Annotated in this window: 21 protein-coding genes; 9 read left to right on the top strand and 12 right to left on the bottom strand. The window is 73.9% G+C overall.

What is annotated here, in order from left to right; all coding sequences use genetic code 11:
• Window positions 1-252: 252 nt before the first annotated feature.
• Window positions 253-675 (top strand): hypothetical protein, encoded by a 423-nt coding sequence (locus AC07D6_RS00840; protein WP_479040955.1) that lies wholly within the window; start codon window positions 253-255, stop codon window positions 673-675.
• Here AC07D6_RS00840 and AC07D6_RS00835 read toward each other — a convergent pair.
• Window positions 665-1,327, bottom strand: coding sequence for an HAD-IA family hydrolase (locus tag AC07D6_RS00835; RefSeq protein WP_479040953.1), 663 nt, complete (start codon window positions 1,325-1,327; stop codon window positions 665-667). The genes AC07D6_RS00840 and AC07D6_RS00835 overlap by 11 nt on opposite strands.
• Window positions 1,328-1,526: 199 nt before the next feature.
• On the opposite strand from AC07D6_RS00835, the gene AC07D6_RS00830 reads away from it, so the two are divergent.
• Both AC07D6_RS00830 and AC07D6_RS00825 read left to right on the top strand, forming a co-directional pair.
• Window positions 1,527-1,862, top strand: a complete 336-nt coding sequence (locus tag AC07D6_RS00830) for a YnfA family protein (protein WP_479040951.1) — start codon at window positions 1,527-1,529, stop codon at window positions 1,860-1,862.
• An 88-nt stretch (window positions 1,863-1,950) separates the two neighbouring features.
• Window positions 1,951-2,463 carry an N-acetyltransferase family protein gene (locus tag AC07D6_RS00825; RefSeq protein ID WP_479040949.1) on the top strand — a complete coding sequence of 171 codons (513 nt, stop codon included), beginning with the start codon at window positions 1,951-1,953 and terminating at the stop codon, window positions 2,461-2,463.
• Window positions 2,464-2,738: 275 nt separating this feature from the next.
• On the opposite strand, the gene AC07D6_RS00820 is transcribed toward AC07D6_RS00825, so the two are convergent.
• The gene (locus AC07D6_RS00820; protein ID WP_479040947.1) at window positions 2,739-4,127 is read right to left on the bottom strand and encodes a dihydrolipoyl dehydrogenase family protein; all 1,389 of its coding nucleotides are present in this window, start codon (window positions 4,125-4,127) and stop codon (window positions 2,739-2,741) included.
• 581 nt (window positions 4,128-4,708) lie between these two features.
• Between AC07D6_RS00820 and AC07D6_RS00815 the strand changes: the two genes are divergently transcribed.
• Together AC07D6_RS00815 and AC07D6_RS00810 are read left to right on the top strand one after the other, a co-directional pair.
• Window positions 4,709-5,197 carry a hypothetical protein gene (locus AC07D6_RS00815; protein ID WP_479040945.1) on the top strand — a complete coding sequence of 163 codons (489 nt, stop codon included), beginning with the start codon at window positions 4,709-4,711 and terminating at the stop codon, window positions 5,195-5,197.
• 76 nt (window positions 5,198-5,273) lie between these two features.
• Window positions 5,274-7,490: a S1 family peptidase gene (locus tag AC07D6_RS00810; protein WP_479040943.1), complete on the top strand. Its 2,217-nt coding sequence runs from the start codon at window positions 5,274-5,276 to the stop codon at window positions 7,488-7,490.
• Between the two features lie 198 nt (window positions 7,491-7,688).
• Here the strand turns inward: AC07D6_RS00810 and AC07D6_RS00805 are convergent, their stop codons facing one another.
• Together AC07D6_RS00805 and AC07D6_RS00800 are read right to left on the bottom strand one after the other, a co-directional pair.
• Window positions 7,689-8,318, bottom strand: coding sequence for a class F sortase (locus tag AC07D6_RS00805; protein WP_315881379.1), 630 nt, complete (start codon window positions 8,316-8,318; stop codon window positions 7,689-7,691).
• Window positions 8,319-8,323: 5 nt separating this feature from the next.
• Complete coding sequence (locus tag AC07D6_RS00800; protein ID WP_315881378.1) at window positions 8,324-9,013, bottom strand: DUF4142 domain-containing protein; 690 nt, start codon at window positions 9,011-9,013, stop codon at window positions 8,324-8,326.
• 320 nt (window positions 9,014-9,333) lie between these two features.
• On the opposite strand from AC07D6_RS00800, the gene AC07D6_RS00795 reads away from it, so the two are divergent.
• Complete coding sequence (locus AC07D6_RS00795) at window positions 9,334-10,086, top strand: helix-turn-helix transcriptional regulator (protein ID WP_315881377.1); 753 nt, start codon at window positions 9,334-9,336, stop codon at window positions 10,084-10,086.
• Window positions 10,087-10,383: 297 nt separating this feature from the next.
• Here AC07D6_RS00795 and AC07D6_RS00790 read toward each other — a convergent pair whose 3' ends face one another.
• The 3 genes from AC07D6_RS00790 to AC07D6_RS00780 form a co-directional block, all read right to left on the bottom strand.
• Window positions 10,384-11,241 (bottom strand): ABC transporter permease, encoded by an 858-nt coding sequence (locus AC07D6_RS00790; RefSeq protein ID WP_315881376.1) that lies wholly within the window; start codon window positions 11,239-11,241, stop codon window positions 10,384-10,386.
• Entirely contained in the window at window positions 11,238-13,883 is a 2,646-nt protein-coding gene (locus AC07D6_RS00785; protein ID WP_479040940.1) for an alpha/beta fold hydrolase, read from the bottom strand. The genes AC07D6_RS00790 and AC07D6_RS00785 overlap by 4 nt, the downstream gene beginning before the upstream one ends.
• A 228-nt stretch (window positions 13,884-14,111) precedes the next feature.
• The gene (locus AC07D6_RS00780) at window positions 14,112-15,614 is read right to left on the bottom strand and encodes a CoA-acylating methylmalonate-semialdehyde dehydrogenase (protein WP_315881374.1); all 1,503 of its coding nucleotides are present in this window, start codon (window positions 15,612-15,614) and stop codon (window positions 14,112-14,114) included.
• 324 nt (window positions 15,615-15,938) lie between these two features.
• Here AC07D6_RS00780 and AC07D6_RS00775 point away from each other — a divergent pair, with 324 nt between their 5' ends.
• Together AC07D6_RS00775 and AC07D6_RS00770 are read left to right on the top strand one after the other, a co-directional pair.
• Complete coding sequence (locus tag AC07D6_RS00775) at window positions 15,939-16,136, top strand: helix-turn-helix transcriptional regulator (RefSeq protein ID WP_315881373.1); 198 nt, start codon at window positions 15,939-15,941, stop codon at window positions 16,134-16,136.
• A gap of 465 nt (window positions 16,137-16,601) precedes the next feature.
• The gene (locus tag AC07D6_RS00770) at window positions 16,602-16,838 is read left to right on the top strand and encodes a heavy-metal-associated domain-containing protein (protein WP_315881372.1); all 237 of its coding nucleotides are present in this window, start codon (window positions 16,602-16,604) and stop codon (window positions 16,836-16,838) included.
• 476 nt (window positions 16,839-17,314) lie between these two features.
• On the opposite strand, the gene AC07D6_RS00765 is transcribed toward AC07D6_RS00770, so the two are convergent.
• From AC07D6_RS00765 to AC07D6_RS00745, 5 genes are all read right to left on the bottom strand, one after another.
• The gene (locus AC07D6_RS00765) at window positions 17,315-18,604 is read right to left on the bottom strand and encodes a citrate synthase (protein WP_479040937.1); all 1,290 of its coding nucleotides are present in this window, start codon (window positions 18,602-18,604) and stop codon (window positions 17,315-17,317) included.
• Between the two features lie 167 nt (window positions 18,605-18,771).
• The gene (recD2, locus tag AC07D6_RS00760; protein WP_479040935.1) at window positions 18,772-21,003 is read right to left on the bottom strand and encodes an SF1B family DNA helicase RecD2; all 2,232 of its coding nucleotides are present in this window, start codon (window positions 21,001-21,003) and stop codon (window positions 18,772-18,774) included.
• 296 nt (window positions 21,004-21,299) lie between these two features.
• On the bottom strand, window positions 21,300-22,079 hold the full coding sequence (locus AC07D6_RS00755) for a sugar phosphate isomerase/epimerase family protein (protein ID WP_315876330.1): 780 nt from the start codon (window positions 22,077-22,079) through the stop codon (window positions 21,300-21,302).
• A 35-nt stretch (window positions 22,080-22,114) separates the two neighbouring features.
• Complete coding sequence (locus AC07D6_RS00750) at window positions 22,115-23,287, bottom strand: dihydrodipicolinate synthase family protein (protein WP_479040934.1); 1,173 nt, start codon at window positions 23,285-23,287, stop codon at window positions 22,115-22,117.
• Window positions 23,284-24,435: a Gfo/Idh/MocA family protein gene (locus tag AC07D6_RS00745; protein ID WP_315876127.1), complete on the bottom strand. Its 1,152-nt coding sequence runs from the start codon at window positions 24,433-24,435 to the stop codon at window positions 23,284-23,286. The genes AC07D6_RS00750 and AC07D6_RS00745 overlap by 4 nt, the downstream gene beginning before the upstream one ends.
• A 193-nt stretch (window positions 24,436-24,628) precedes the next feature.
• On the opposite strand from AC07D6_RS00745, the gene AC07D6_RS00740 reads away from it, so the two are divergent.
• Window positions 24,629-25,687 carry a LacI family DNA-binding transcriptional regulator gene (locus tag AC07D6_RS00740; protein WP_479040933.1) on the top strand — a complete coding sequence of 353 codons (1,059 nt, stop codon included), beginning with the start codon at window positions 24,629-24,631 and terminating at the stop codon, window positions 25,685-25,687.
• Window positions 25,688-26,627 lie beyond the last annotated feature (940 nt).

The following is a 26,627-nucleotide window of genomic DNA, read 5'->3' as shown; positions in this document are numbered from 1 at the left end:
CCCTCCTCTGGGAGGGTCTTTTTGCTGATCGGGGTCGTTTTCCGGCCAGGGGCGGGAGTGTCGGGGACAGCGCTGCGGATGGCTGGAACCGTCCGGTTGGGGCCGGTCAGGGGCGGGCTCCGGCGATCGTTCGGCCCGAAAGCGCCCCGAGGCTTCAGGGTCGGTCCCCCTGCCGGTCCGGGGGGACACATCGTCATCCGGGGTGAACCGGCGACCACGCCCGGATCGTCCTTGCCGTCATGCTTCCCACAGTTGCCGCGTGACGTGTCGTCCCTGCCCGACCACACGTACGACTGGGCCTTGGTCGGCGTCGGGACGTCCGGAGACCAGAGGCGGCGCGGCCCGCTCGCCACCGTCCGTGGACCGGCGCGGCGCCTGCTGCCCGAGGAGCGCGGCGATGTCCGTACCGAGCGCATCCACGACCGACAGCGGGGAGGGAAGGGAAGCCGTCCCGCCGCGTTCGAGCTTGCGGACCACGCCACGGACACACCGGCGGCATCCGCCAGCCGCTCCTGCGTCGTCGTGCCGCGCAGCACCTTCAAGCGCTCAGAGGTGGTGTGCTCCGACCACCGCGTCCTCCAGGACCTCCGCGTGATGGGTCCCACGCGGACAGTACTGGCGGCGACACCGCAGCGGACCGCCTTCGATCAGACGGCAGTGGGGCTCAGACAGTGAGCACAGCCGTGACGCCGAGGAGAACCTCCAACTCGGCCACGGCCGTGTCCTCGTCGGTTACGTGAACGGTCGTGATGCCCAGCTCGGCGGCCGGCGGCAGGTTCTTCTCACGGTCGTCCACGAACACGCACCGCTCGGCGGGCAACCCGATCCGCTCCAGGGCCAGGCGGTAGATCGCCGGATCCGGCTTCGCCAACCCCTCCAGCTCGGAGACGACGTGCACGTCGAACAAGTCCCAGATGCCGACGTGCTCGTACGGGTTGAACGGATCGAGGCCGAAGCTGTTGGACAGGAGCGCGAGCCGGTGGCCGGCGGCCCGCGCGGCACGCGCCAGAGCGATCATCCGACGTGCCGGTGGCACCTCGGCCCAGGCCCGTCCCATCAGGTTCACCGGATCCACGTGCTCGCCCAGCAGGGCGGCCGTGCCCTCGTTCCACTCGGCCTGCCCGAGCTCGCCGATCTCCAGAGCCGCGTACAGACGCCGCCCTTCGGGATGGTCGTTGAGGGCGGCACGCCACGCTCCCGGCTCCAGTCCTTCGGACACGCACCATTCACGGTGGACGGCGACGGGGCCGGCGGTGAGTACCCCGGCGAAGTCGAGGATCAGGCCGCGCTGCTCGTGCCCGTCGGCAGTGACAGTACTGTGCGGCATCTGGTGGCCGTCCCTTCCCTGACGAGTTCCACCGCCGACGCTATCGCGCGCCCAGGACCGTGGGGTACGAGTCTTCCCAAGCGTTCCGGGAGGTCGGTCGCGCGTCCAGGCGAGTCCTCCGGCACGAGGTGGCCGCGTCACGACACCATCTCCCGGCTGACGGCGGTGGTGCGTCGTGCCGCCGGTAGGGTCGGTCGGCATGACCGTCGCTCGTTCCGTCGCCCTGTTCGCCGTCGCGGCCCTCTTCGAGATCGGCGGCGCCTGGCTCGTCTGGCAGGGCATCCGCGAGCACCGGGGATGGATCTGGGTCGGCGCCGGCGTCGTCGCCCTCGGCCTGTACGGGGTGGTCGCGACCTGGCAGCACGACGCCCACTTCGGCCGCATCCTCGCCGCGTACGGGGGCGTCTTCGTCGCGGGGTCGATCGCCTGGGGCATGGTGGCCGACGGCTACCGCCCCGACCGCTACGACGTCACCGGTGCCCTGGTGTGCCTCGCCGGGATGGCCGTGATCATGTACGCGCCGCGCGGCAACTGAAGCCGGACGCGCGGCCTTCACCAGCCCGTGGGCTTCACCAGCCCGTGGCCTTCGCCGGCCCACGACTTCCGCCAGGGAGGCTCCCCCCGTGAACACCCCCGCCACCCGAGCCGTCACCGTCGTGCCGCTCACCGCCGACCACGCGGACGAGGTCCTCGCGATCTACCAGGCCGGCATCGACGAGGGCGACGCCACCTTCGAGACCACCGCCCCGACCTGGGCGGAGTTCGACGCGGCCAAGCTGCCCGAGCACCGCTTCGCCGCCGTCGACGGGACCGGCCGCGTCCTCGGCTGGGTCGCGGCGGCGAAGGTCTCCGACCGGTGCGCGTACGCCGGGGTCGTCGAGCACTCGGTGTACGTCCACCCCGATGCGCGCGGGCGGGGTGTCGCCTCCGCGCTCCTCGCCGCCCTCGTCGACTCCACCGAGGCGGCCGGGATCTGGACCGTCCAGTCCGGCATCTTCCCCGAGAACACGGCGAGCCTCGCCCTCCACGAGCGCGCCGGTTTCCGGGTCGTCGGCACCCGGGAACGCGTCGGCCGCCACCACGGCCGCTGGCGCGACACCGTCCTCGTGGAGCGCCGCAGCCCCCGTATCGGCTGAGGGCCGTCCGCCGGCGAGCTGCCGGGTACGGACGTGGGCGCGGCGGGGCGGCCGTGCCACCGGTGGTCACTCCGCTGGTGGCCACGTTGCCGGTGGCCGTGCTGTTCAAGGGGCGGCGGGGGGAGTGATGGCGGCTCGCGTTCGGCGAGGCGTTCTTCGGACCTGCCTCTCCCCCCCGGCCCCGGCGCCGTTCCTCCGGGCTCCCATCGGCCGCTGCGAGCGGCCAGCGGGCTCGCCCCGGGACCCCCAAGAACCCCAAGAACCCCAAGAAAAGCTCAGCCGAGGTCCTGGAGGGCCTGTTCCACCGTCCGGTGGAAGGTCGGGTACGCGAACATCATGTGCCGCAGCCGCTCCAGCGGAACCTCGGCGTGGACGGCGACCGCCAGCCCGTACAGGACCTCGCCGCCCGCCGGGCCGGCGGAGGTCGCGCCGACGAGGACGCCCCGGTCGGCGTCCGCGACGAGCTTGACCAGGCCCTCGTTGCCCGCCTTGTGGATCCAGCCGCGCGTCGACGACGGCACCTGCGCCAGCCCGGTGCGCACCGTGATGCCGCGTTCGCGGGCGGCCCGCTCGGTGAGGCCGACCGCGCCGACCTCCGGGTCGGTGAACGTGACGCGGGGCAGCGCCCGGTAGTCGGCGTCCGGGCCGGGGTCGCCGAGGATGTCCCGCGCGGCCAGCTCGCCCTGGTACATGGCGACGTGGGTGAACGCCCCGTGCCCGGTGACGTCGCCGACCGCCCACACGCGGTCCGCCGCGCGCATCCGCCCGTCCACGTCGAGGGCCTTGGCGCCGGGGTCGAGGCCGATGTGCTCGACGCCCAGGTCGGACAGCGCGGCGCGGCGGCCCGTCGCCACGAGCAGGTGCCGGGCGGTCAGTTCCTCGCCGCCGTCCAGGGTGAGGCGGAACGTCCCGTCCTCGTGCCGTACGCCGACGGCCCGCGCCCCGGCCCGTACCTCGATGCCCTCCGCGCGGAACACGTCCGCGACGAGCGCGCCCGCCTCGGGCTCCTCCGAGGGCAGCAGCCGTTCGGCCGCCTCGACGACGGTGACGGCCGTGTCGAACCGGGCGTACGCCTGCGCGAGCTCGGCGCCGATGGGCCCGCCGCCGAGGACGAGCAGTGACGGCGGGGCCTCCTTCGCGGAGACGGCGCCGCGGTTCGTCCAGTACGGCACCTCGTCGAGGCCCGGCACGGGCGGGATCTGCGGACGGCTGCCGGTGGCGAGGACCACGCCCCGCCGGGCGGTGAACACCCGCCCGTCGACGTCGACGCGCCCCGGCCCGGTGAGGCGCGCCCGGCCGCGCAGGAACCGACCGCCCTTGCCGGTGAAGCGGTCCACGGCCGCCTCGTCGTCCCAGTCGTCGGTCGCCTCGTCGCGGATGCGGGCCGCGACGGGCGCGAAGTCCGCGGCGACCTCCGTCCGCCCGGCCATGCCGGGGACGCGGCGGGCCTCGGCGAGCAGGTTGCCCGCGCGGATCATCATCTTGCTCGGTACGCACGCCCAGTACGGGCACTCCCCGCCCACCAGCTCGGCCTCCACGCCGACGACGTCCAGGCCGGCCTCGGCCAGGCGTCCGGCGACGTGCTCGCCGCCCACCCCCATGCCGACGACGACCACGTCGACCGTCTCCGCACCGGTGTCGGTGTGCTGCCCGGGACCCGCCATGGGTCTCCTCCTCGCGTCGGCCCAGCCCGAAGTTCCCCACGTGGTGATCGTTATACGCACTGCCGGGGCACTTCCCGCGCAACGGCACGCGCCCGGGCGCGGAGCCCTTCGGGAGACCGCCGGGGAGCTCACCGGGGAGGGGTTCCTCCGCGTGCACGACGAAGGTCCAGGAGACGGCCTCCACCGCGGAGGGCCGTCCCCCACCCGTCCCCCACCGTTACGCGACCGTTGCCGTCGGGGCCCGACCGGTGCCCCCGGAACCGCCTCCTCCTGTCGGCCGCTTCCCCTCTCCCGGGGCCACCGCCGGCACCGGATGCGAACTCTTGTGCGGGTCAGGGGAAGTGATAACAATGATCACGCCAATCCGATCTGGGGAGCCGGAGTGTGGCTGTCGTAACGGGGGGAGTTGACGATCCATCGGTGAAAGGTCCGAAGCGCCCTTCCTGTGAAAGGTCCGAAGCGCCCTCCGTCACCGCGCTTCGCTCTTCCGGTCCGTCCGCGCGCCCTTGACCCGGGCGCGTCCGCGCATGGACCCGTCCCATGCGCCTTTCTCATCTCATGGAACAGGAAACGAGACTCCCATGAAGTTCATCTCTCGTCTGCTCGTCGCGGGAGCGGTCGCCGGAACCGCTGTTCTCGCCGTCACCACGACCGGTGGCGCGGGAACGCAGTCCGTCGCCCCCGTCGCCGACGAGGCGCCGGGTTACGCGGTGGAGGACTTCAACTACCCGCAGGCCGACAAGATCCTCGCCGAGCAGGGCATCAAGCTGAAGCGCGGCGACGGCCACATCACCCTGGCGACCTGCGGTGATCCGACCCTCCTCGAGGTCTGGGCGCGCAGCAAGGAGAAGATCTGCTTCCGCGTCACGGGCAACCAGGGCTACCTGAGCCTGGAGATCCCCGCGGTGTACGGCGTCAAGGGCAACGCCTACAACGCCGACCTCACGATGACCGTGGACAACGAGGAGAAGTCCTTCGAGGTCCCCAAGAACACCTGGACGCCGGTCGGCGAGAGCGCGGACCCCGAGGGCCGCGACCACATGCTGCTGGAGATCGTCACCAGCAAGTAGCGCCTTCCCCCGTCCCGGGTCCCGGCACGCCCCACCCGGCCGCCGGTACCCCGCCACCCTCACCAAGGAAACGGTCATGCATCGTGCACACCTCGCCCGTTCCGCCGGGCTGGCCGCACTCACCGCGGCCCTGATAGCCGCACCCCTGGCGGTGCCGGCCACCGCCGTCACCGGCACCGCCGAAGCGGAGGGCTCCCTCGCCTTCACCGCGCGGCTCGACATCGGCGACGGCCAGCGCGCCTGCTCCGGCGCCCTCGTCGACCGCGAGTGGATCCTCACCGCGGCCAGTTGCTTCGCCGACGACCCTGCCGTCAGCCTCGCCGTGCCCGCGGGCTCCCCGAAGCTGAAGACCACCGCCACCATCGGCCGTACGGACCTCACCACCACCGCCGGTGTGGTCCGCAACGTCGTCGAGGTCGTCGCCCACCCCTCCCGTGACGCGGCGCTCGTCCGCCTGAACCGCCCCGTCACCACCATCGCGCCCGTCGCCGTCAGCGCCACCCCGGCCGCCGCCGGCGAGGAGCTGAAGGTCGCCGGCTACGGCCGTACGAAGACCGAGTGGGCACCCCTCAAGCTGCACAGCGGCGCCTTCACCGTCGACGCGGTGAGCGCGAGCGACGTCAACCTCACCGGCAAGGACGGCGTGTCCGTCTGCATGGGCGACACCGGCGGCCCCGCCCTGCGCGTGGTCGACGGCCAGGCCCAGCTCGTCGCCGTCAACAGCCGCTCCGCCCAGGCCGGCTGCTTCGGCATCGACACCGCCGTCACCAGCACCGCCGCCGTCAACACCCGCGTCGACGACCTGCGCTCCTGGATCGACGCGAAGCTCGCCGCGCCCCGCTTCACCGACTTCAACTGCGACGGCGCCGAGGACGTCGCCATCGGCGACCCGAAGGCCACCGTCGGCGGCGACGCCAACGCCGGTGTCATCCGCGTCGTGTACGGCGACGGCAAGGGCACCGTCGAGCTGAACCAGGACCAGGCGTACGTGCCCGGCGGCGCCGAGGCCAGCGACTGGTACGGCGAGAGCCTCGCCACCTTCGACCACAACGAGGACGGCTGCACCGACCTCGTCGTCGGCGTCCCCGCCGAGGACATCACCGTCGACACCACCACCAACGCGGACGCCGGCTCCGTCCAGATCCTGTACGGCGCCAAGGGCGGCATCGGCACCGGCCAGGCCGCCGTCGACTACGTCCAGGGCCTCGGCGACATCCCCGTGATCAAGGGCTCGGCCTCCGAGGCGGGCGACCGCTTCGGCCACGCCGTCGCCGCCGGTCACACCGCCGAGGGCGAGCCGTACCTGCTGATCGGCGTCCCGGGCGAGGACCTCGGCACCGTCGCCAACGCGGGCAGCGCCATCTACGTGCGCGGCAGCGTCAATGTCGTCGCCAACCAGGAGAAGGCCGGCTACGCGGGCGACCCGGAGGCGAACGACCGGTTCGGCGCCTCCGTCGCCGGCTCCGCGAACCACCTGGTGATCGGCAGCCCCGGCGAGGCCATCGGCACCGAGAAGGACGCCGGCGGCGTGCAGATCCTCAAGCACGCCCTCAACGCCGACAAGGTCCTGACGCCGGTCCTCGGCTTCGACCAGGACGCCGACGTGGTCACCGGCGGCGCCGAGCCGGGCGACCAGTTCGGTGCCTCCCTCGCCGCCGTCGCGTACCGCCCGTCCGGCGCGGCCACCGCGACCGACTCGATCATCGCCATCGGCACGCCCGGCGAGGACCTGACGGTCGGCACCGCCGACAAGACCGACGCCGGCGCCGTCCACGCCCTCCGCGTGACCGCGGCCGGCACGGTCACCCAGATCGCCAACATCCAGCAGGAGATCACCGACGTGGCCGGCGCCGCCGAGACGGGCGACAAGTTCGGCACCAAGGTCGTCCTGGCCAACACCGCGCCGCGCGCCGTCGGTTCCCCGTCGACGCTCGTGCTCGCGGTCGGCATCCCCGGTGAGGCCATCGGCTCCGTCGCGGGCGCCGGCGCGGTCCAGACGTTCTACCCGCTCGGCGCGGCCGGCGCGCACGACCACTGGATCCAGGCGGGCGACGCCTCCGGCCTCGGCGGCACCCCGACCGCCAACCACGCCGTCGGCACGTACCTGGGCGCTTCGGCGACGCGGCTGTACGTCGGCGTGCCCGCCGCCGCCCCGTACGGCGCCGCGTACGCCCTGCCGTGGGGCAACGCGACCGGTGGCCGCACCGGTGCCGCCGCCGCGGCGACGACGTACAAGCCGGGCACGGGCGGCCTGCCCGCCGCGGGCGGCCAGTTCGGCCGCACCTTCGGCTAGCCCTTCGGGCCCGTTCCCCCGCCCCGGCGCCCTCGGTGGGCGCCGGGGCGGGGACGGGCCCCGGAAGCACGACGGGCCCCGGGAGGAAGCCTCCCGGGGCCCGTCCGTGTACGTGCCCGTCCGCGTACGGGCGGGCACGTCGTGTCAGGAGGGAACGCCGTGTCGGGCGGGCACTCCGCGCCAGGAGAGAACGCCGTGTCAGGCGGGCACGCCGTACAGGACGAGGTTCTCGGCGTACACCCGCTCCTCCGGGTCGAACGCACCCGCGCAGGTGACCAGCGCCAGCCGGGGGCGGCCCTCCGCCGAGAACAGGTCGCCGGGCAGGGCGCCCGCCCGGTACGTGCGGCGCGCCACGATCCGGTACGTGTGGCGGCTGCCGTCCGCCGCCGCCACGTGTGCCAGCGCGCCGATCGGCAGGGAGTGCAGCGCCTCGAAGGGGCCCGGCCCCTCCTCCGCCGAGTCGAGGTGGCCGGCGAGCAGCAGCGTGCCCGCCGCCGCGCCCGGCCGGGCGCCGAGCACCCACCAGCCGATCCGCGACGGGGACGGCGGCAGGTCCAGCGCGCCGTCGCCGGTGCCGGTGACCGGGTCGACGGGCAGGCGGCCGACGTGGCCCGGCACGGTCAGGGTGACCGGCGGGGAGTGGGCGACGGCCCCGGCCGGGGCCGTCGCGCCGCCGCCGGAGGGCACCGTGCCCGCGTCGGGCGGGGCGGTCGGCGTGGCCGCCGGGAGGAACAGCGCCAGGGCCGCCGAGGCGGCGCCCGCGAGTCCGGCCCAGGCCGTGAGGCGGCCGGGGCCGGGTTCGGCGGTCAGCCGGAGGTGGCCGCCCACGCGCGTCAGCGGATGTCGTTGCGGCGGATGCGCCCGGCGGCCCAGAAGGCGCCGCCCGCGACGAGCACCCCGCCGATGGCCATGGCCGGTACCGCGACGAACGCGGGCACGCCCTCGTCGGCGAGGGCGACCTGGCCGCCGCTGCCGGCGTGGATGCTGTCGGGGACGGTTGCGGTGTGCTCGTGGCAGGTGCCGCCGCGGACCATGGACAGGTGGTGGGCGACGACCGGGCGGGCGGCCTTCGCGGCGGCCGTGACCTCGGCGTCCTTCCCCTCGGCGATCTGGTGGTCGATCATGCCGAGGGTCTTGGTGTGCGCGGCGTCCTGGGCCTTCAGCCAGGCCGCGTCGTAGGCGCCGGTGCCGGCCTTGGCCATCAGTCCGGCGAGGATCCGCTGCTGCTCGGGCGTCGGGGCGGCGGGCAGGTCGACGCCGAGCTTGTCGGCCAGGGCGCGGGTCGCGGCGTCGAGCTTGGTGTGGTCGCGTTCGAGGACGCCGCCGGCCTTCTTCACGCAGGCGGTGGTGGCGTTCTTCTGGGCGTCCCGGCCGGCGGCGATCTCGGTCAGGTGGCCCTGGTGGGAGGTGCGCAGGAACGCGTAGTCGGTGGGCGGCGCGTCGGCGGCGAGTGCCGGGGCCGCGGCTATGCCGGAGAGGGTGAGGCAGGTGAGGGCCGTCGCGGCCCAGCGGTGCGTACGCATAGCGATGTCGTCATCCGTTCGTGTGGATCGGTCTTCGGCGCGGCGCGCTTCGCCGGCCTCCGTCCCATCCGGACACGCCGTTCCGCCCGGCGCCATCCGCGGTACTGCGAACCGGTTCACCCTTCACCCGAACGGTGGGTGTGCCGCCGCCCGGGCGGCGCGTGGGGGTGAACCGCTCAGCGTGGGTGTTCCGCCGCCGTGAGGTGGGGTGCTTGGCTTGGACTCGCCATCGGGGAAAACGACCCTTGTCACCGTATGCAGTCACATGAGTACATGGAGTGGCGTACGTGTGTACCGTGGGATGACGGGGGTGGTCGGCCGTGGCGAACGTCCAGGGCTCCGTACTGGGCCTGGTGGCTGCACGGGAGGGGGGCCGTGAGATCGCCCCGGCGCGGGCGGCTCCCCCGCTGGCGCCGCGCTCGCCCGGCCAGCCGGTGACGGGCACACGCCACATCTGTGCCGCGCTCGCCGCGTTGACCGAGTCGGCCCGCCGGGAGCTGCTCACCTTCGACGATCCGGCGGTCGGGCTGCGGCGTCCCGTCCCCGAGCCGTTCCAGGAACTGGCGGGCGCGTGCGTACGGACGGCCGTCGAACGGGTCCGGTCGGTCCGGCAGGTGGTGCCGCGCCACGCGCTGGCCCGGCTGACGGCCGTCGACCCGGGTGGTGTGGCGCGGCTGGCGGGACGGGCGCGGCTGACGCACACGATCCCGTTCAAGATGATCGTGGTGGATCGGACCGTCGCCGCGATCCCGCTCGACCTGGAGCTGCTCTGCAACGGGCTGCTGCTGATCCGCGACCCGGTGATCGTCCAGGCGCTGGTGCGGACGCACCACGCCTGGTGGGACGCGGGCGAGGAAATCGGCGAGGCCCGGCAGCAGGGTGCCGCGCTGCCGCCGCGGCTGCGCCCGGTGCTGGACGCGCTGCTCGCCGGGCTGACCGACGAGACGGCCGCGGCGCGGCTGGGCATATCGGCGCGTACGTACAGCAGGCGCGTCGGTGAGCTGCTGGCCGCGCTGGGCACGACGAGCCGGTTCCGCGCCGGGGCGGAGGCGGCGCGGCGCGGCTGGCTGTGAGCCCGCGCCGCCGCGGCCCGGCGGGCGGCACCGGCCGGCTCGTACGGTCGGCTCGTACGGTTCGCGGCGGCCCGCCCGGCACCGGTCAGCGCGCACGGCCCGGCGAGCGGCGCCGACCGGTGCGTACGGCCAGCGCGTAGGGGCCGCGGCGGCCGGCCCGTGGGACCTGCCCGGCACCGGTCAAGCGCGCTCGGCCCGCCCGGCACCGGTCAAGCGCGCTCGGCCCCCTGCACCGGTCAGCGCGTACGAGCACCCAGGGCGCTACGGGCGCTACGGGCGCTACGGGCGCTACGGGCGCTACGACACGATGTCCTTGCGGGCGAAGCCGCGGAAGGCGAGCGCGAACAGCACCAGCGCGTACGCCACGGACACGGCCGCGCCCTTGGCCATGCCGCCCCACTCCAGGTGCGGCTGGAGCGCGTCGACCCAGGCGTACTGCCAGTGCGCCGGCAGGAACTCGCGCCAGTCGCCGAGCGCCGTCACGGCGTCCAGCACGTTGCCGACGATGGTCAGGCCGACCGCGCCGCCCACCGCCCCCAGCGGGGCGTCGGTGCGCGTGGACAGCCAGAACGCCAGCCCGGCGGTGACGAGCTGGGACACGAAGACGAACGCGACGGCGATGCCGAGCCGCCCCAGGCTGTCCGCCGCGGGCAGCGCCCCGCCGGTCGGCAGCCGCAGCGGCCCCCACCCGTACGCGGCGGTCCCGGCGGCGAGCGCGACGAGCGGCAGCAGCACCATCGCGGCGGCGCTGAAGCCGAGCGCCACGGCGAGCTTCGACCACAGCAGCCGGGCGCGGGGCACGGGCGCGGCGAGCAGGTAGCGCAGCGACGACCAGCCGGCCTCGGAGGCGACGGTGTCCCCGCAGAACAGCGCCACGGGGATCACCAGCAGGAAGCCGGCCGAGACGAACAGGCACGTCGCGGCGAAGTTCCCGGCCGACGCGGTCGCCGTGTCCATGAGCGTGATCCGGTTGTCCGGCCCGTCGTCCTCGCCGCCGCCGATGGCGAAGGCGACGATCAGGACGAACGGGAGGACGGCGAGGATCGCGCCCATCACGGCGGTGCGGCGCCGCTTGAGCTGCCGCACCGCCTCGACGCGCAGGGGCAGGGTGCGCCCGGCGCGGTAGCCGGGCGCCGAGTCGAGCAGCGCGGTCATGCGGCGCCTCCTCCGATCAGGGTGAGGAACGCGTCCTCCAGGCGGCGGTGCGGGCCCACGGCGGTCACGGGCACGTCGAGCCGGACCAGTCCGGCGACGAGCACGGCTGCGGTGGTGGTGCCGTCGAGCCGGACCAACAGGCCCCCGTCCACGCGGGTCGCGGAGGCGACGCCCGGCAGCGCGGCGGCCTTCTCGACGAGCCGCTCCGGCAGGTCGCCCTCGGTGGTGACGAGCAGCGTGTCGCCGTTCCCGGTGATCTCGGCGACGGGCCCGGCCTGGACGAGCCGGCCCCGGTCCATGACCACGAGGTGCGTGCAGGACTGCTCGACCTCCGCGAGGAGGTGGCTGGAGACGATGACGGTCCGGCCGCCGGCCGCGTAACGGATCATCACGTCCCGCATCTCGCGGATCTGCGGCGGGTCGAGGCCGTTCGTCGGCTCGTCGAGGATGAGCAGGTCCGGCAGGCCGAGCATAGCCTGGGCGATGGCGAGCCGCTGCCGCATGCCCTGCGAGTACGTGCGGACGGCGCGGGCCAGCGCCGCGCCGAGCCCGGCGATCTCCAGCGCCTCGTCGACGTGGGCGTCCTCGGCGGGACGGCCGGTGGCCCGCCAGTACAACTCCAGGTTCTCCCGCCCCGACAGGTGCGGCAGGAAACCGGCGCCCTCGACGAAGGCGCCGACGCGGGACAGGACGGGCGCGCCGGGCCGGACGGCGTGCCCGAAGACCCGGATCTCGCCGTCGTCGGGCGTGATGAGGCCCATCAGCATGCGCAGCGTGGTGGTCTTGCCGGCGCCGTTGGGCCCGAGCAGCCCGAGGACCTGGCCCTTCTCGACGCGGAACGACAGGTCGCGCACGGCGTAGGCGTCGGAGGAGCGGGCGTAGCGCTTCGTCAGGCCGCTGATGGTGAGCGGTACGTCGGCCAGCTCCGGGTCCGGGGCGGGCGCGGCGGTCCTGCGGCGGGCCGTCAGCAGCAGCGCCGCCGCGACGAGGGCGCCGCCGGCCGGCAGGCCCCACACCCACCAGGGCAGCCCGGCGGCCTGGGTGCGCACGGCGGGCGCGGTCGGCACGGACAGTCCGCCGCCGGCGAGGGCGACGGTGTACGCGGCGGGGGCGGTCGGGGAGGCGTAGCCGAGGTCGGTGGCGGCCAGGACGAGGCTCAGCCGGTGCCCGGCCTCCACCTCGTGGTCGATCGCGGGCAGCGTCAGGTCGACGGTCCGGCCGTCCTCGGCGCCGTCGATCCGCACGGGGGCGACGAGTTGGGACGGGAGCACCTGCCGGCGGCCGTCCGGCCCGACGTCGTACACCTTGCCGAACAGGACGGCCTCCCCGCTGTCGGAGGTGACGGTGACGCGGACGGTGGGCGTGCCCGTGATCCGCAGCGGCTCGTCGAGCGGGCGGGTCTCGAAGCGGGCGTGCTGGCCGGGGAAGTCGAGGGAGACGCCGAGGCCGAGCGTGGACAGTTGGGAGAGGCCGCCGCCGACGCCGGGCACGGCGGAGATGCCGGGCGGGGTGGCCCCGGCCGGGTTGCGGAAGGTCTGCGGGGGCCCGGCGAGCGGGATCGTGCGGGCGCCCGCGCGCAGGCCGGGGTAGCGGTCGGCGGTGGCGCCGCGCAGGGTCGCGCGGCCGTCGGTGGAGTCGACGCCGCCGGTCCGGCTGACGCGGAAGGCGGGGCCGGTGTCGGCGGCCGTGTCGCCCTTCAGGTACCGGTCGAACCAGGCGCGGATCCTCGTGTGGACGCGGTCGGACTCGGAGGCGCCGCCGTCGTGTCCCCCGGCGATCCAGTCGACGGCGACGGGGGCGCCGTTGCGGGCGACGGCCTCGGCCATCGCGTCGGCGTGGGAGAGCGGGAAGAGGGAGTCGGACTGGCCCTGGACGATGAGGGTGGGCACCTTGACGCGGTCCGCGACGGCGGACGGGCTGCGGGCCTCCAGCAGCGCGCGGGCGGCGGGGTCCGGCTCGCCGGTGACGGCGACGCGCTCGTACATGGCGCACAGCTCGGGCTGGAACCGGCCGCAGGCGGCCGGCCGCCGCCCCTCGGGGCCGCCGGACCCGGTGGTGAAGAAGATCCCGGCCCACAGCTTCTTGAAGACGCCGTCGGGGAAGAGCGCGTCGGCGAGGTTCCAGTACGTGATCTGCGGGGCGATGGCGTCGACGCGCGGGTCGTGCCCGGCGGCGAGCAGCGAGACCGCCCCGCCGTACGACGCGCCGGACACCCCGACGCGGGGGTCGCCGGCCTCGTCGAGCCGCACCTCGGGGCGCTTCGCCAGCCAGTCGACCAGCCGTCGGACGTCCTTGACCTCGTACCGCGGGTCGTTGAGGCCGATGTGGCCGCCGGAGCGGCCGAACCCGCGGGCGGTCCAGGTCAGTACGGCGTACCCGTCGCGGGCGAGCCGCTCCGCCTGGGCGCGGACGTCGTCCTTGCTGCCGCCGAAGCCGTGCCCGAGCAGTACGGCGGGGCGGCGCCCGGAGCCGGAGGTGAAGAACGACGTGTCGATCTTCGCGCCGGGCATGGCGAGCACGGTGTCCTCGCGGTGCACGGCGGCCTCGCCGTCGGAGGCGGCGGCGCTGAGGGTGCCGGCGCCCGCGAGCAGCGCGCCGGCCGCGGCGAGCGCCGCCCACCGCCGGGAAAGTCGGATCCGCATGCCTCGACCCTAAACGGCCCGGGCGGGGCCTCCCGCTGCCGCCGGTCTGAGGTGCCCCGCCTCCTCCAGGAGTAGGCGGGGGTGCCCGCGTACCGCGGGCGCGGTAGACGCGTGGGGGCGCAAGCGGACGAAGGGGACGCGCCGCGGAGTCCCGCCGCGCGGCGCCCCTCCGCCTCGGAACGCCTCGGAACGCCTCGGACGCCGCGCCCGCCGGGTCCGTGCGGTGCCTCAGTGGTGGCGGGGGAAGCCGAGGTCGACGCCGGAGGGGGTTTCGGAGGGGTCGGGCCAGCGGGTGGTGACGACCTTGCCGCGGGTGTAGAAGCGGATGCCGTCCGTGCCGTAGACGTGGTGGTCGCCGAAGAGGGAGTCCTTCCAGCCGCCGAAGGAGTGGTAGCCGACGGGCACCGGGATCGGCACGTTGACGCCGACCATGCCCGCCTCGGCCTCCAGTTGGAAGCGGCGGGCGGCGCCGCCGTCCCGGGTGAAGACGGCGGCGCCGTTGCCGTACGGCGAGGCGTTGACGATCGCGACGCCCTCCTCGTAGGTCTCGGCGCGCAGCACGCACAGCACCGGGCCGAAGATCTCCTCCCGGTACGCCCGGGCGTCGGTCGGCACCTTGTCGAGCAGCGCGGGGCCCATCCAGAAGCCGCCCTCGTGGCCCTCGACGGTGAGGTCCGTGCCGGCGAGGACGACCTCGCACCCCTCGGCGGCGGCGCCGGTCACGTAGGAGGCGACCTTGTCGCGGTGGGCGGCGGTGATGAGCGGGCCCATCTCGGAGGTCGGGTCGGAGCCGGGGCCGACCTTGATCTTCTCGGCGCGTTCGCGGATCTTCTCGACGAGCGCGTCGCCGATCGCGCCGACCGCGACGACGGCGGAGACCGCCATGCAGCGCTCGCCCGAGGAGCCGTACGCCGCGGAGACCGCCGCGTCGGCGGCGGCGTCGAGGTCCGCGTCGGGGAGGACCAGCATGTGGTTCTTGGCGCCGCCGAGCGCCTGGACGCGCTTGCCGTGGGCGGTCGCGGTCGCGTGGACGTGCCGGGCGACGGGCGTCGAGCCGACGAACGACACGGCGTCCACACCGGGGTGGGCGAGCAGCGCCTCGACGGCGTCCTTGTCGCCCTGGACGACGTTGAACACGCCGTCCGGCAGCCCGGCTTCGGCGAGCAGTTCGGCGAGCCGGATCGACGGCGACGGGTCCTTCTCGCTGGGCTTGAGGACGAAGGTGTTGCCGCAGGCGATGGCGAGCGGGAACATCCACATCGGCACCATGGCGGGGAAGTTGAACGGGCTGATGCCGGCGACCACGCCGACGGGCTGGCGGATCGAGGCGACGTCGACCCGGTTCGACACCTGCGTGGACAGCTCGCCCTTCAGTTGTGTGGTGATCCCGCACGCCAGCTCGACGACCTCCAGGCCGCGGGCGACCTCGCCGAGCGCGTCGGAGTGGACCTTGCCGTGCTCGGCGGTGACGAGTTCGGCGATCTCGTCGCGGTGCGCGTCCAGCAGGGCGCGGAAGCGGAACAGCACGGCGGTGCGCTGCGCGAGCGACGAGGTGCCCCAGGTCGCGTAGGCGTCCCTGGCGGCGGCGACGGCGGCGTCGACCTCGTCGGCGGAGGCGAGCGCGACCCGGGCGGCGGCCTCGCCGGTGGCCGGGTCGGCGACGGGGCCCCAGCGGCCCGACGTGCCCTCGACGGGCTTGCCACCGATCCAGTGGTGGACGGTCTTCGTCATGGCGTGCGTACTCCTTCGCAGACGGCGGCGTCGAGCCGATCCCACCACGTGTTCCGGGCGCGTCGCGCCCGACACTGTGTCGGGCGTTCCGGGGTCGCCGTAGACAGGTGCGGTGGTGCGCTCCTCACGGGTCTCAGCGTTCCACGGCCGTCACATTTGTCACCAAACAGCGGATGTGCGGTCACGGCCGTTCAACAGCATGCCTCCATTCGGTCACTCTGCGTCGCAGGCCGGGCACAGGGTCGGTGATCATCAGTCCGCGCCGCGGCTCCCCGACGACCCTCCCGGGTCGCGCCGCGGCCCGCACAGGGAGGTGCCATCCAGATGACGGACCGGATGCTCTGGTCGTACAAGGAGATCGCGGCGCACATCCGGGTGCAGCCGGACACCGTCCGCTCGTACCGCAAGCACGGCCTCCTGCCGCAGCCCGACCACGTGGAGGCGGGCAAGCCCTACTGGCACGCGGACACGATCCGCACCTGGGTGGCCAACCGCCCCGGCAACCGCCACCGGGGCGGTTGACCCGGCCCCGGGCCCCGGCCGCAGAGGGCCGGGGCCCTCCGGCGGCGCACGGGCCGGGGCCTCCGGCGGCGCACGCGGCCCGCGAACCGCAGCCGCGACCTCCGGATCGCGATCGGTCCGGCGGGCCGCGACCGGGGGCCGCGAGGAGGGGACGGGGGCCGAGGCGCTCCGCCTCCTCCTCGCGTACGGCTTCGAGCGGCTGGGCCCGCACCGCGTCCACCTCGGCGCGTACGCCTTCGATCCGCGCGCCCCGCGCGTCCACGAGCGCGTCGGCTTCGTCCGGGGAGGGGTGGGGCGGCAGGCTCTGCCGCACGAGGGCGCGCGGGTCGGCTCGATCCGGACGGCGATCCCGGCGCACGAGGGGGCGGCGCACCGCGACCACGCTGGAATTCATACCCCCTAGGGGTATAGAGTGGCGATCGCACCGGGGCACCGCCCCTCCCCCGTCCCCAAAGGAGAAGCACCATGACCGCCGAGACGAACACCGACGTCACCACCGTGTACGAGGTCAAGGGCATGACCTGCGGGCACTGCGAGGGCGCCGTCACGCAGGAGCTCTCCGCGCTCCCGGGCGTCACCTCGGTCCAGGCCGTCGCCGCCACCGGCAGGGTGACCGTCACCTCCGGCGCGCCGCTCGACGAGGAGGCGGTCCGCGCCGCCGTGGACGAGGCCGGCTACGAACTGGTCGGCACGGCCGCCTGAACACCGGCCGCCGACTCCTGTGCGGGCCGTATCGCGATAAATGCCGTGATGCGGCCCGCTCCACCTGCTCAACCGAACGGTCGTTCAAGTGAATTCACCTTCACGTGACTCACCGGACCTTCACACGGAGACCTAGATCACAGATATTTAGGGGTAACCATTTGGACGGCTCGCGAGTCTGAATGGGCGATGCCGAGAACGTCTTGGGGGACGTTCATGGGATGTCTTGGGGGACGTCCCAAGGCAAGCGTTGGCCGGGGCACGTGCACCGGGGAGCTTTGAGCGGCCCTCCCGTCCGTACGTACCCCGGCAGACCGCATGCGCGAGCTTCTGCTGAAACCGGCAGACGCCCGGACCGGATCCCGTGGGGGGAATCCGCACCGGGGATATGGGAAGCGCCCCGCTCGCCGACCCGTGGGGGGATCGGCAGGCGGGGCGCTTTCGCGGTCCGGGCACCGGCCCGGGCAGGGTCGGCGTCAGCGGCCCTCGACCGGGACGAAGTCGCGCAGGACCTCACCCGTGTAGATCTGGCGCGGGCGGCCGATGCGGGAACCCGGCTCCTTGATCATCTCGTGCCACTGGGCGATCCAGCCCGGCAGGCGGCCGAGGGCGAACAGCACCGTGAACATCTCCGTCGGGAAGCCCATGGCGCGGTAGATCAGACCCGTGTAGAAGTCCACGTTCGGGTAGAGGTTGCGCGAGACGAAGTAGTCGTCGGCGAGCGCGTGCTCCTCCAGCTTCAGCGCGATGTCCAGCAGCTCGTCGCTCTTGCCGAGCGCCGAGAGGACGTCGTGCGCCGCCGCCTTGATGATCTTCGCCCGGGGGTCGAAGCTCTTGTAGACGCGGTGGCCGAAGCCCATCAGACGGACGCCGTCCTCCTTGTTCTTCACCTTGCGGATGAAGGAGTCGACGTCGCCGCCGCCCGCCTGGATGCCCTGGAGCATCTCCAGCACCGACTGGTTGGCGCCGCCGTGCAGCGGGCCCCACAGGGCCGAGATGCCGGCGGAGATCGACGCGAACATGTTCGCCTGCGACGAGCCGACCAGGCGGACCGTGGACGTCGAGCAGTTCTGCTCGTGGTCCGCGTGGAGGATCAGCAGCTTGTCGAGGGCCGAGACGACGACCGGGTCCAGCTCGTACTCCTGCGCCGGCACGGAGAACGTCATGCGCAGGAAGTTCTCGACGTACGACAGGTCGTTGCGCGGGTAGACGAACGGGTGGCCGATCGACTTCTTGTAGGCGTACGCCGCGATCGTCGGCAGCTTCGCCAGCAGCCGGATCGTCGACAGGTGGCGCTGCTTCTCGTCGAACGGGTTGTGGCTGTCCTGGTAGAAGGTCGACAGGGCGCTGACCACGGACGACAGCATCGCCATCGGGTGCGCGTCGCGCGGGAAGCCGTCGAAGAACCGCTTGACGTCCTCGTGGAGCAGCGTGTGCTGCGTGATCTCGTTGGTGAAGGCCTCCAGCTGGTCGACCTTCGGGAGCTCACCGTTGATCAGCAGGTACGCCACCTCGAGGAAGGTGGAGCGCTCGGCGAGCTGCTCGATCGGGTAGCCGCGGTAGCGCAGGATGCCCTGCTCGCCGTCCAGGTAGGTGATCGCGGATTTGTACGCGGCCGTGTTGCCGTAGCCGCTGTCCAGGGTCACCAGACCCGTCTGCGCGCGAAGCTTCCCAATGTCGAAGCCCTTGTCCCCGACGGTGCTCTCGACCACCGGGTAGGTGTACTCGCCGTCCGCGTACCGCAGTACTACAGAGTTGTCGCTCACGTCATCCCTCACCGACGTTGTGCCTCTTCTTCGAGGTGCCCTGACTGTCTCTACCATCCCCCACTTGGCTCAGCAGAGTGCACTCGGGGTCGACCATTGGGCCTATTGGCGGCACTGAGTGCCGTCAACCTGCTCATCCTGCCCCCTTCGCCCCGGTTCCGAAAGTCCTACGTGACGTTTCCCACGGGCCGTCCTCCTGTCAGCCGGTGGTCGAGTGCGGTAAAGCGCCGACCGGCCGAGACCGTCCGGACGGCCTGGCCGATCGCCTTGCGGGACCCGACGAGGACGACCAGCTTCCGGGCGCGGGTGACGGCCGTGTAGAGCAGGTTGCGCTGGAGCATCATCCAGGCGCCGGTCGTGACGGGGATCACCACGGCCGGGTACTCGCTGCCCTGCGAGCGGTGGATCGTCACCGCGTACGCGTGGGCCAGCTCGTCCAGTTCGTCGAAGTCGTACGCCACCTCCTCGTCCTCGTCCGTCAGCACCGTCAGCCGCTGGTCGTCCGGGTCGAGGGCGGTGACCACCCCCACCGTGCCGTTGAAGACGCCGTTCCTGCCCTTCTCGTAGTTGTTGCGGATCTGCGTGACCTTGTCCCCGACGCGGAAGACGCGCCCGCCGAACCGCTTCTCCGGCAGGCCGGGGCGGGCCGGGGTGACGGCCTGCTGGAGGAGCCCGTTGAGCGTGCCCGCGCCGGCCGGGCCGCGGTGCATGGGCGCCAGGACCTGCACGTCCCGGCGCGGGTCGAGGCCGAACTTCGCCGGGACGCGGCGGGCGGCCACGTCGACCGTGAGCCGCCCGGCCTCCTCGGTGTCCTCCGTGACGAACAGGAAGAAGTCCGGCAGGCCGCTGGTCACCGGGTACTCCCCGGCGTTGATCCGGTGCGCGTTGGTGACGACGCCGGACTTCTGCGCCTGGCGGAAGATCCGCGTGAGCCGCACGGACGGGACCGGGCTGTCCGGCGCCAGCAGGTCGCCCAGCACCTGCCCCGCGCCGACGCTCGGCAACTGGTCCACGTCCCCCACCAGCAGCAGGTGCGCGCCCGGCGCGACCGCCTTGACCAGCTTGTTCGCCAGCAGCAGGTCCAGCATCGACGCCTCGTCGACCACCACGAGGTCCGCGTCGAGCGGCCGGTCCCGGTCGTACGCCGCGTCGCCGCCGGGCTTCAGCTCCAGCAGCCGGTGCACCGTCGACGCCTCGGCGCCCGTCAGCTCCGCGAGCCGCTTGGCCGCCCGGCCCGTGGGCGCGGCCAGCAGGACCTTCGCCTTCTTGGCGCGGGCCAGCTCCACGACCGAGCGGACCGTGAACGACTTGCCGCAGCCCGGCCCGCCGGTCAGCACGGCGACCTTCCGGGTGAGGGCGAGCCGTACGGCGGCCTCCTGTTCGGGCGCCAGCTCCGCCCCCGTGCGGTCCGCGAGCCACGCCAGGGCCTTGTCCCAGGCGACGTCCTGGAAGGCGGGCATGCGGTCCTCCGCGGCCCGCGCCAGGCGCAGCAACTGCGCGGCGAGGGACACCTCCGCGCGGTGGAACGGCAGCAGGTACACGGCCGTGACCGGCTCGCCGTCCGGACCGGGCACCCGCTCCCGCACGACGCCGCCCTCCTCCTCGTCCGCCGCCAGCTCGGCGAGGCAGTCGATGACGAGGCCCGTGTCGACCTGGAGGAGCTTCACCGTGTCCGCGATGAGCCGCTCCTCGGGCAGGAAGCAGTGCCCCTGGTCGGCCGACTGGGACAGGGCGTGGCGCAGCCCGGCCTTGACCCGGTCGGGGCTGTCGTGGGGGATGCCGACGGCCCGCGCGATGCGGTCGGCGGTGAGGAAGCCGATGCCCCACACGTCGGCGGCCAGCCGGTACGGCTGGTTCCGCACGACGGAGATCGACGCGTCGCCGTACTTCTTGTAGATCCGCACCGCGATCGAGGTGGACACGCCGACGCCCTGGAGGAAGACCATGACCTCCTTGATGGCCTTCTGCTCCTCCCAGGCGGCGCCGATCATCCGCGTCCGCTTCGGGCCGAGGCCGGGCACCTCGACGAGCCGCTCTGGCTCCCGCTCGATGACGTCGAGCGTGTCCGTGCCGAAGTGCTCCACGATCCGGTCGGCGATGCGCGGGCCGATGCCCTTGATCAGCCCGGAGCCCAGGTAGCGGCGGATGCCCTGGATGGTCGCGGGCAGCACCGTCGTGTAGTTCTCCACGGTGAACTGCCGCCCGTACTGCGGGTGCGAGCCCCAGCGGCCCTCCATCCGCAGCGACTCGCCCGGCTGCGCGCCGAGCAGCGAGCCGACGACGGTGAGCAGCTCACCGCCGCCGCGCCCGGTGTCGACCCGGGCGACCGTGTACCCGTTCTCCTCGTTGCTGTACGTGATCCGTTCGAGGACGCCTTCCACCACCGCCGTCTGCGACATGCCCCCGACGCTACCCATCCCCTCCGACAGCGCGCCGCCGCCTGTGGACGAACCGTCCACGGGCGGCGGCCGGCGCGGGAGGGCGGACGGGACCCGTCCGGGCCCGTCCGCTCCTCCCCCGCCGGTGCTCCCGGCCCCCCGCGTCCCCTTCCGGCGGAACCCGGCTCCCGGGGATCCCGGAAGCCGGTGGCGGCACGCGCCGCGCCGGAAGGGCCGCACAGACGACGCGGGGGGCGGGTCCTTCGGGGTCCCGGCGCCGGCACGGGGCGCCGGGACCCCCGTCAGAGGGTGTGCTCTCAGAGGGTGTGCTCGACGTACCGGCGGGCGGTCTCCTCCAGCAGTTCCACGCCGTCGCGCGCCCACAGGACGTCGTTGAACAGCTCGACCTCGATGGGGCCCGTGTACCCGGCCGCGTCGACGCGCGTCCGCCACTCCCGCATGTCGATCGAGCCGTCGCCGATCTGCCCGCGCCCGTTGAGGACGCCCTCCGGCAGGGGCGTGACCCAGTCGGCCAGCTGGAAGGAGTGGATGCGGCCCTGCTCGCCCGCGCGGGCGACCGCCGCCGGGGCCCGGTCGTCCCACCAGATGTGGTACGTGTCCACGACCACGCCGACCTGGGTGGCCGGGAAGCGCTCCGCGATGGCCAGCGCCTGGTCGAGGGTGGAGACCGCGCAGCGGTCCGCCGCGTACATCGGGTGCAGCGGTTCGATCGCGAGGCGCACGCCGCGCTCGGCCGCGTAGGGCGCGAGTTCGGCGATGGCGTCCGCGATGCGCTCGCGGGCCGCGGCCAGGTCCTTGCTCCCGGGCGGCAGGCCGCCGGAGACCAGGACGAGCGTGTCCGTGCCGAGCGTCGCCGCCTCGTCGATCGCCGCACGGTTGTCGTCGAGGTCCTCGGCGGTGGTGAAGAAACCGCCGCGGCACAGGGTGGTGACGGCGAGCCCGGCGTCGCGGACCAGCTTGGCGGCCGCCTCCACGCCGTACTCCTGGACCGGCTCGCGCCACAGGCCGATCCCCGGGACGCCTAGGCGCGCGCACGCCTCGGTGAGCTCCGGGAGGGCCAGCTGCTTGACGGTCATCTGGTTGATGCTGAAGCGGGTCAGGTCGAGGCCGGTCACCGGGTCACCCCGTACACCGCGAGGAGGGACGTCATGCGGGCCGCCGCGAGCTGCGGGTCGGGGAACAGGCCGAGGCCGTCGGCGAGTTCGTACGCGCGTGCCAGGTGCGGCAGGGAGCGCGCCGACTGCAGGCCGCCGACCATCGCGAAGTGGTCCTGGTGGCCGGCGAGCCACGCCAGGAAGACGACGCCCGTCTTGTAGAAGCGGGTCGGCGCCTGGAAGAGGTGCCGGGAGAGCTCGACGGTGGGGTCGAGGAGCTTGCGGAAGCCCTCGGTGTTCCCGGTGTCGAGGAGCCGGACCGCCTCGGCGGCCAGCGGGCCGAGCGGGTCGAAGATGCCCAGCAGGGCGTGGCTGAAGCCGCGGTCGTCGCCCGCGATCAGCTCCGGGTAGTTGAAGTCGTCGCCCGTGTAGCAGCGCACGCCCCCCGGGAGGCGGCGGCGCAGGTCGACCTCGCGCTGCGCGTCCAGCAGGGAGATCTTGACGCCGTCGACCTTGTCCGGGTGGGCGGCGATGACCTCCAGGAAGGTCTCCGTCGCCGCGTCGAGGTCGGAGGAGCCCCAGTAGCCCTCCAGCGCGGGGTCGAACATCGGGCCGAGCCAGTGCAGGACGACCGGTTCGCTCGCCTGCCGCAGCAGGTGGGCGTAGAGCTCCAGGTAGTCGTCCGGGGTGCGGGCGGCGGCGGCCAGCGCGCGCGAGGCCATGAGGATCGCCTGGGAGCCCGTCTCCTCGACGAGGGCGAGCTGCTCCTCGTACGCGGCGCGGACGGCGTCCAGGTCGGCCGGGCCCGTCAGCTGGTCGGTGCCCACGCCGCAGGCGATGCGCCCGCCGACCGCCTTCGCCTCGGCGGCGGAGCGGCGGATCAGCTCGGCGGCGCCCGCCCAGTCCAGGCCCATGCCCCGCTGGGCGGTGTCCATGGCCTCGGCGACGCCCAGGCCGTGCGACCACAGGTGGCGGCGGAAGGCGAGGGTGGCGTCCCAGTCGACGGCCGCCGGGGAGTCCGGGGTCGTGTCGGCGTACGGGTCGGCGACGACGTGCGCGGCCGAGAAGACCGTGCGGGAGACGAGCGGGGCGCCGGTGGTGAAGGCGCGCGGCTCGGTACGGGGCCGGTACGCGCGCGTGGAGCCGTCCGGGTTCGGGAGGTGGACCGTGGGTCCGGCGGGGGCGGTCACAGCGACAGCTCCGGCACCTCGAAACGGCGGCCCTCGGCCGAGGACTTCAGGCCCAGCTCGGCGAGCTGCACGCCGCGCGCGCCCGCGAGGAGGTCCCAGTGGTACGGCTCGTCGAGGTAGACGTGGCGCAGGAACAGCTCCCACTGGGCCTTGAAGCCGTTGTCGAACTCGGCGTTGTCCGGCACCTCCTGCCACTGGTCGCGGAAGGAGTGGGTGACGGGCAGGTCCGGGTTCCAGACCGGCTTGGGGGTCATGGAGCGGTGCTGGACGCGGCAGCCGCGCAGCCCGGCGACGGCGGAGCCGTGCGTACCGTCGACCTGGAACTCGACCAGCTCGTCGCGGTGGACGCGGACCGCCCAGGAGGAGTTGATCTGGGCGACGGCGCCGCCCTCCAGCTCGAAGACCCCGTACGCCGCGTCGTCGGCGGTGGCGGTGTACGGCTTGCCCTGCTCGTCCCAGCGCTGCGGGATGTGCGTGGTGACGTGGGCGCTGACGCTGGTCACCCGGCCGAACAGCTCGTGCAGCACGTACTCCCAGTGCGGGAACATGTCGACGACGATGCCGCCGCCGTCCTCGGCGCGGTAGTTCCAGCTGGGGCGCTGGGCGTCCTGCCAGTCGCCCTCGAAGACCCAGTAGCCGAACTCGCCGCGCACGGAGAGGATCTCGCCGAAGAAGCCGCCGTCGATGAGGCGCTTCAGCTTGAGCAGGCCCGGCAGGAAGATCTTGTCCTGGACGACGCCGTGCTTGATGCCGGCTTCGCGCGCGAGGCGGGCCAGTTCCAGGGCGCCGGCCAGGTCGGCGGCGGTGGGCTTCTCGGTGTAGACGTGCTTGCCGGCGGCGATCGCCTTGGTGAGGGCGCCCACGCGCGCGGAGGTGACCTGGGCGTCGAAGTAGATGTCGGTGCGGTCGTCCGCGAGAACGGCGTCGAGGTCGGTGGACCACTCGGTGAGCCCGTGGCGCTCCGCGAGCTCGCGCAGGGCGTGCTCGCGGCGGCCGACGAGGACCGGCTCGGGCCACAGGACGTGGCCGTCGCCGAGGTCGAGGCCGCCCTGCTCGCGGATCGCGAGGATGGAGCGCACCAGGTGCTGCCGGTAGCCCATCCGACCCGTGACGCCGTTCATGGCGATCCGCACTGTCCTGCGTGTCACGAAGGTCCCTCCATGTCTGACTGTGTGAGCCGCGTGTGCTCTCTGGGGCGTACGCGAGGGGCCGCGACTTCTGCGAGAAGTGCGGCTCATCGTCATAGCAAGCGCTTTCTATCGCTGATGACGCTAGCCTGCCGACAGCGGCCGGTACAAGAGCCGCGGCCGACTTCCCCGACTTCTCCTCGGAGGGCACGCGATGACAGTCACCCTGGCCGACGTGGCGGCGCGCGCGCGGGTGTCGCCGGCGACCGTCTCGCGGGTCCTCAACGGCAACTATCCGGTCGCCGCGTCCACCCGGGAACGGGTGCTGCGCGCCGTCGACGAACTGGACTACGTCCTGAACGGCCCCGCCAGCGCCCTCGCCGCCGCGACCTCCGACCTCGTGGGCATCCTCGTCAACGACATCGCCGACCCGTTCTTCGGGATCATGGCGGGCGCCGCGCAGAGCGCCATCGGCGACACCGGGACGGGCCGCGCGGGCGGCGAGAAGCTCGCTGTCGTCTGCAACACGGGCGGCTCCCCCGAGCGCGAACTGACCTACCTGACGCTCCTTCAGCGCCAGCGCGCGGCCGCCGTGGTCGTCACCGGCGGGGCGCTGGTCGACCCGGGCCACATCGCCGCGCTCACCGCCAAGTTGACGAAGCTCGGCGACGCCGGGACGCGCGTCGTGCTGTGCGGACGGCCGCCCATGCCGGGTGACGCCGTCGCGGCGACCCTCGCGTTCGACAACCGGGGCGGCGCCCGGAGCCTCACCGAGCACCTGCTGTCCCTCGGCCACCGCCGCATCGGGTACGTCGCCGGCCCGGTCGAGCGGAGCACCACCCGCGACCGGCTGGACGGCCACCGCGACGCGATGACCGCGGCGGGCCTGGACGGGCCGGGCCTGGACCGGCTCACCGTCTACGGCCGGTACACCCGCGCGTCCGGGTACGACGCCACCCGCGAACTCCTCGCCCGCGAACCGTCCCTCACGGCCGTCGTCGCCGCCAACGACACGGTCGCCCTCGGCGCCTGCGCGGCGCTGCGGGAGGCGGGGCTGCGCATCCCGGACGACGTGTCCGTGGCCGGCTTCGACGACCTGCCGTTCTCGGTCGACGCGGTGCCGTCCCTGACGACGGTCCGCCTGCCGCTGCACGAGGCGGGGGTGCGGGCGGGCCGCCTCGCGATGGGCGCGGACACGCCGCCGCCGGGCGGCGTGTCGACGATCCGGGGCGAACTGATGGTGCGCGCGTCGACGGCGCCTCCGCGCGCGTAGGGGCGCCGGGCACTCCTCGCACGTCCCGACGGCGTGGCCGCTGGCGCCTCCGCGCGCGGAAGGGGCGCCGGGGCCGGTCCGGCGCGGCCGGGCCGCAGGCGTCTTCGCGCGCAGGGGGCGTGCTCGCCGAGGGCCGGATCGGGTTCGGCACGGCGGCACTTCCGCGCGCAGGCACTCCGTGCGCAGGCACTCCGTGCGCAGGCACTCCGTGCGCAGGGGCGGCCTCCGCGTGCGCGGTCCCCCTACCGCGCGGGACAGGGCGCCTCCGCACGCGTAGAGGTGACCTCCGCACCCGGACCGGGACGGCCTCCGCGCGCCTGGTCCTCGTCCGCGCCGGACAGGGTGCCTCCGCGCGCGGAGGGGCGGCCCGTCCCGCCGACGGCCGCGCCCAGCGGCGCGGTCGGCACCTCCGCGCGTAGGGACCCCATCTCGTACATCCCGCCGAGCAGCGCCGCGTCGGCGCCTCCGCGCGCGTGGGGACGGCCTCCGGGGTCGGTCCCGCGGGCACACTCCCGCGTCCGCGCGCGGCGGCCGCACCGTTCGGGAAGGCCGTCGAAGCCCGTTCGCCGTCCCGCCCGGACACGGCCCGGGACGCCCGGGGCGCGTTCCCGGCGCCGGACCGCGCCCCCCGCCCGCTCACCCGTCCGCGACATGACGAAGATCACAAGAGCTTCACACTTTTGCCCTTTTTGCAAGGTTTTGCTGTGTAAAAAATGATCATAGGGTGAGGCTCGACCACAAGATCGAACTGTTTCCCCGGGCGCCCCCGAGGCCCTCCCCTTCCAGACGACCCATGAGAAGAACCCCGCCCAGCGGCCCTCCTCCCGGCCGCCACCACGCCCGCCCCGGACGCGCGCCCGCGACCGGCGGCGAGGCCGGCAGGCAGAGGGCCACGGGCACGGGCTCGTGGGGGTCGAGGTCTCCGCGTGACGCCCGGGCA

The sequence above is a fragment of the Streptomyces sp. NPDC045287 genome (assembly GCF_056432325.1).
Note: the sequence above shows the minus strand (reverse complement) of the source record. Positions and strands in the feature narration are given on the sequence as shown.

Excerpts from the sequence above, each read along its gene's own strand:
- recD2 (WP_479040935.1), bottom strand. The coding sequence starts at position 21,003 with ATGTCGCAGACGGCGGTGGTGGAAGGCGTCCTCGAACGGATCACGTAC.
- AC07D6_RS00755 (WP_315876330.1), bottom strand. The coding sequence starts at position 22,079 with ATGACCGTCAAGCAGCTGGCCCTCCCGGAGCTCACCGAGGCGTGCGCG.
- AC07D6_RS00830 (WP_479040951.1), top strand. The coding sequence starts at position 1,527 with ATGACCGTCGCTCGTTCCGTCGCCCTGTTCGCCGTCGCGGCCCTCTTC.
- AC07D6_RS00785 (WP_479040940.1), bottom strand. The coding sequence starts at position 13,883 with ATGCGGATCCGACTTTCCCGGCGGTGGGCGGCGCTCGCCGCGGCCGGC.
- AC07D6_RS00820 (WP_479040947.1), bottom strand. The coding sequence starts at position 4,127 with ATGGCGGGTCCCGGGCAGCACACCGACACCGGTGCGGAGACGGTCGAC.
- AC07D6_RS00810 (WP_479040943.1), top strand. The coding sequence starts at position 5,274 with ATGCATCGTGCACACCTCGCCCGTTCCGCCGGGCTGGCCGCACTCACC.
- AC07D6_RS00835 (WP_479040953.1), bottom strand. The coding sequence starts at position 1,327 with ATGCCGCACAGTACTGTCACTGCCGACGGGCACGAGCAGCGCGGCCTG.
- AC07D6_RS00800 (WP_315881378.1), bottom strand. The coding sequence starts at position 9,013 with ATGCGTACGCACCGCTGGGCCGCGACGGCCCTCACCTGCCTCACCCTC.
- AC07D6_RS00740 (WP_479040933.1), top strand. The coding sequence starts at position 24,629 with ATGACAGTCACCCTGGCCGACGTGGCGGCGCGCGCGCGGGTGTCGCCG.
- AC07D6_RS00770 (WP_315881372.1), top strand. The coding sequence starts at position 16,602 with ATGACCGCCGAGACGAACACCGACGTCACCACCGTGTACGAGGTCAAG.
- AC07D6_RS00815 (WP_479040945.1), top strand. The coding sequence starts at position 4,709 with ATGAAGTTCATCTCTCGTCTGCTCGTCGCGGGAGCGGTCGCCGGAACC.
- AC07D6_RS00780 (WP_315881374.1), bottom strand. The coding sequence starts at position 15,614 with ATGACGAAGACCGTCCACCACTGGATCGGTGGCAAGCCCGTCGAGGGC.
- AC07D6_RS00790 (WP_315881376.1), bottom strand. The coding sequence starts at position 11,241 with ATGACCGCGCTGCTCGACTCGGCGCCCGGCTACCGCGCCGGGCGCACC.
- AC07D6_RS00775 (WP_315881373.1), top strand. The coding sequence starts at position 15,939 with ATGACGGACCGGATGCTCTGGTCGTACAAGGAGATCGCGGCGCACATC.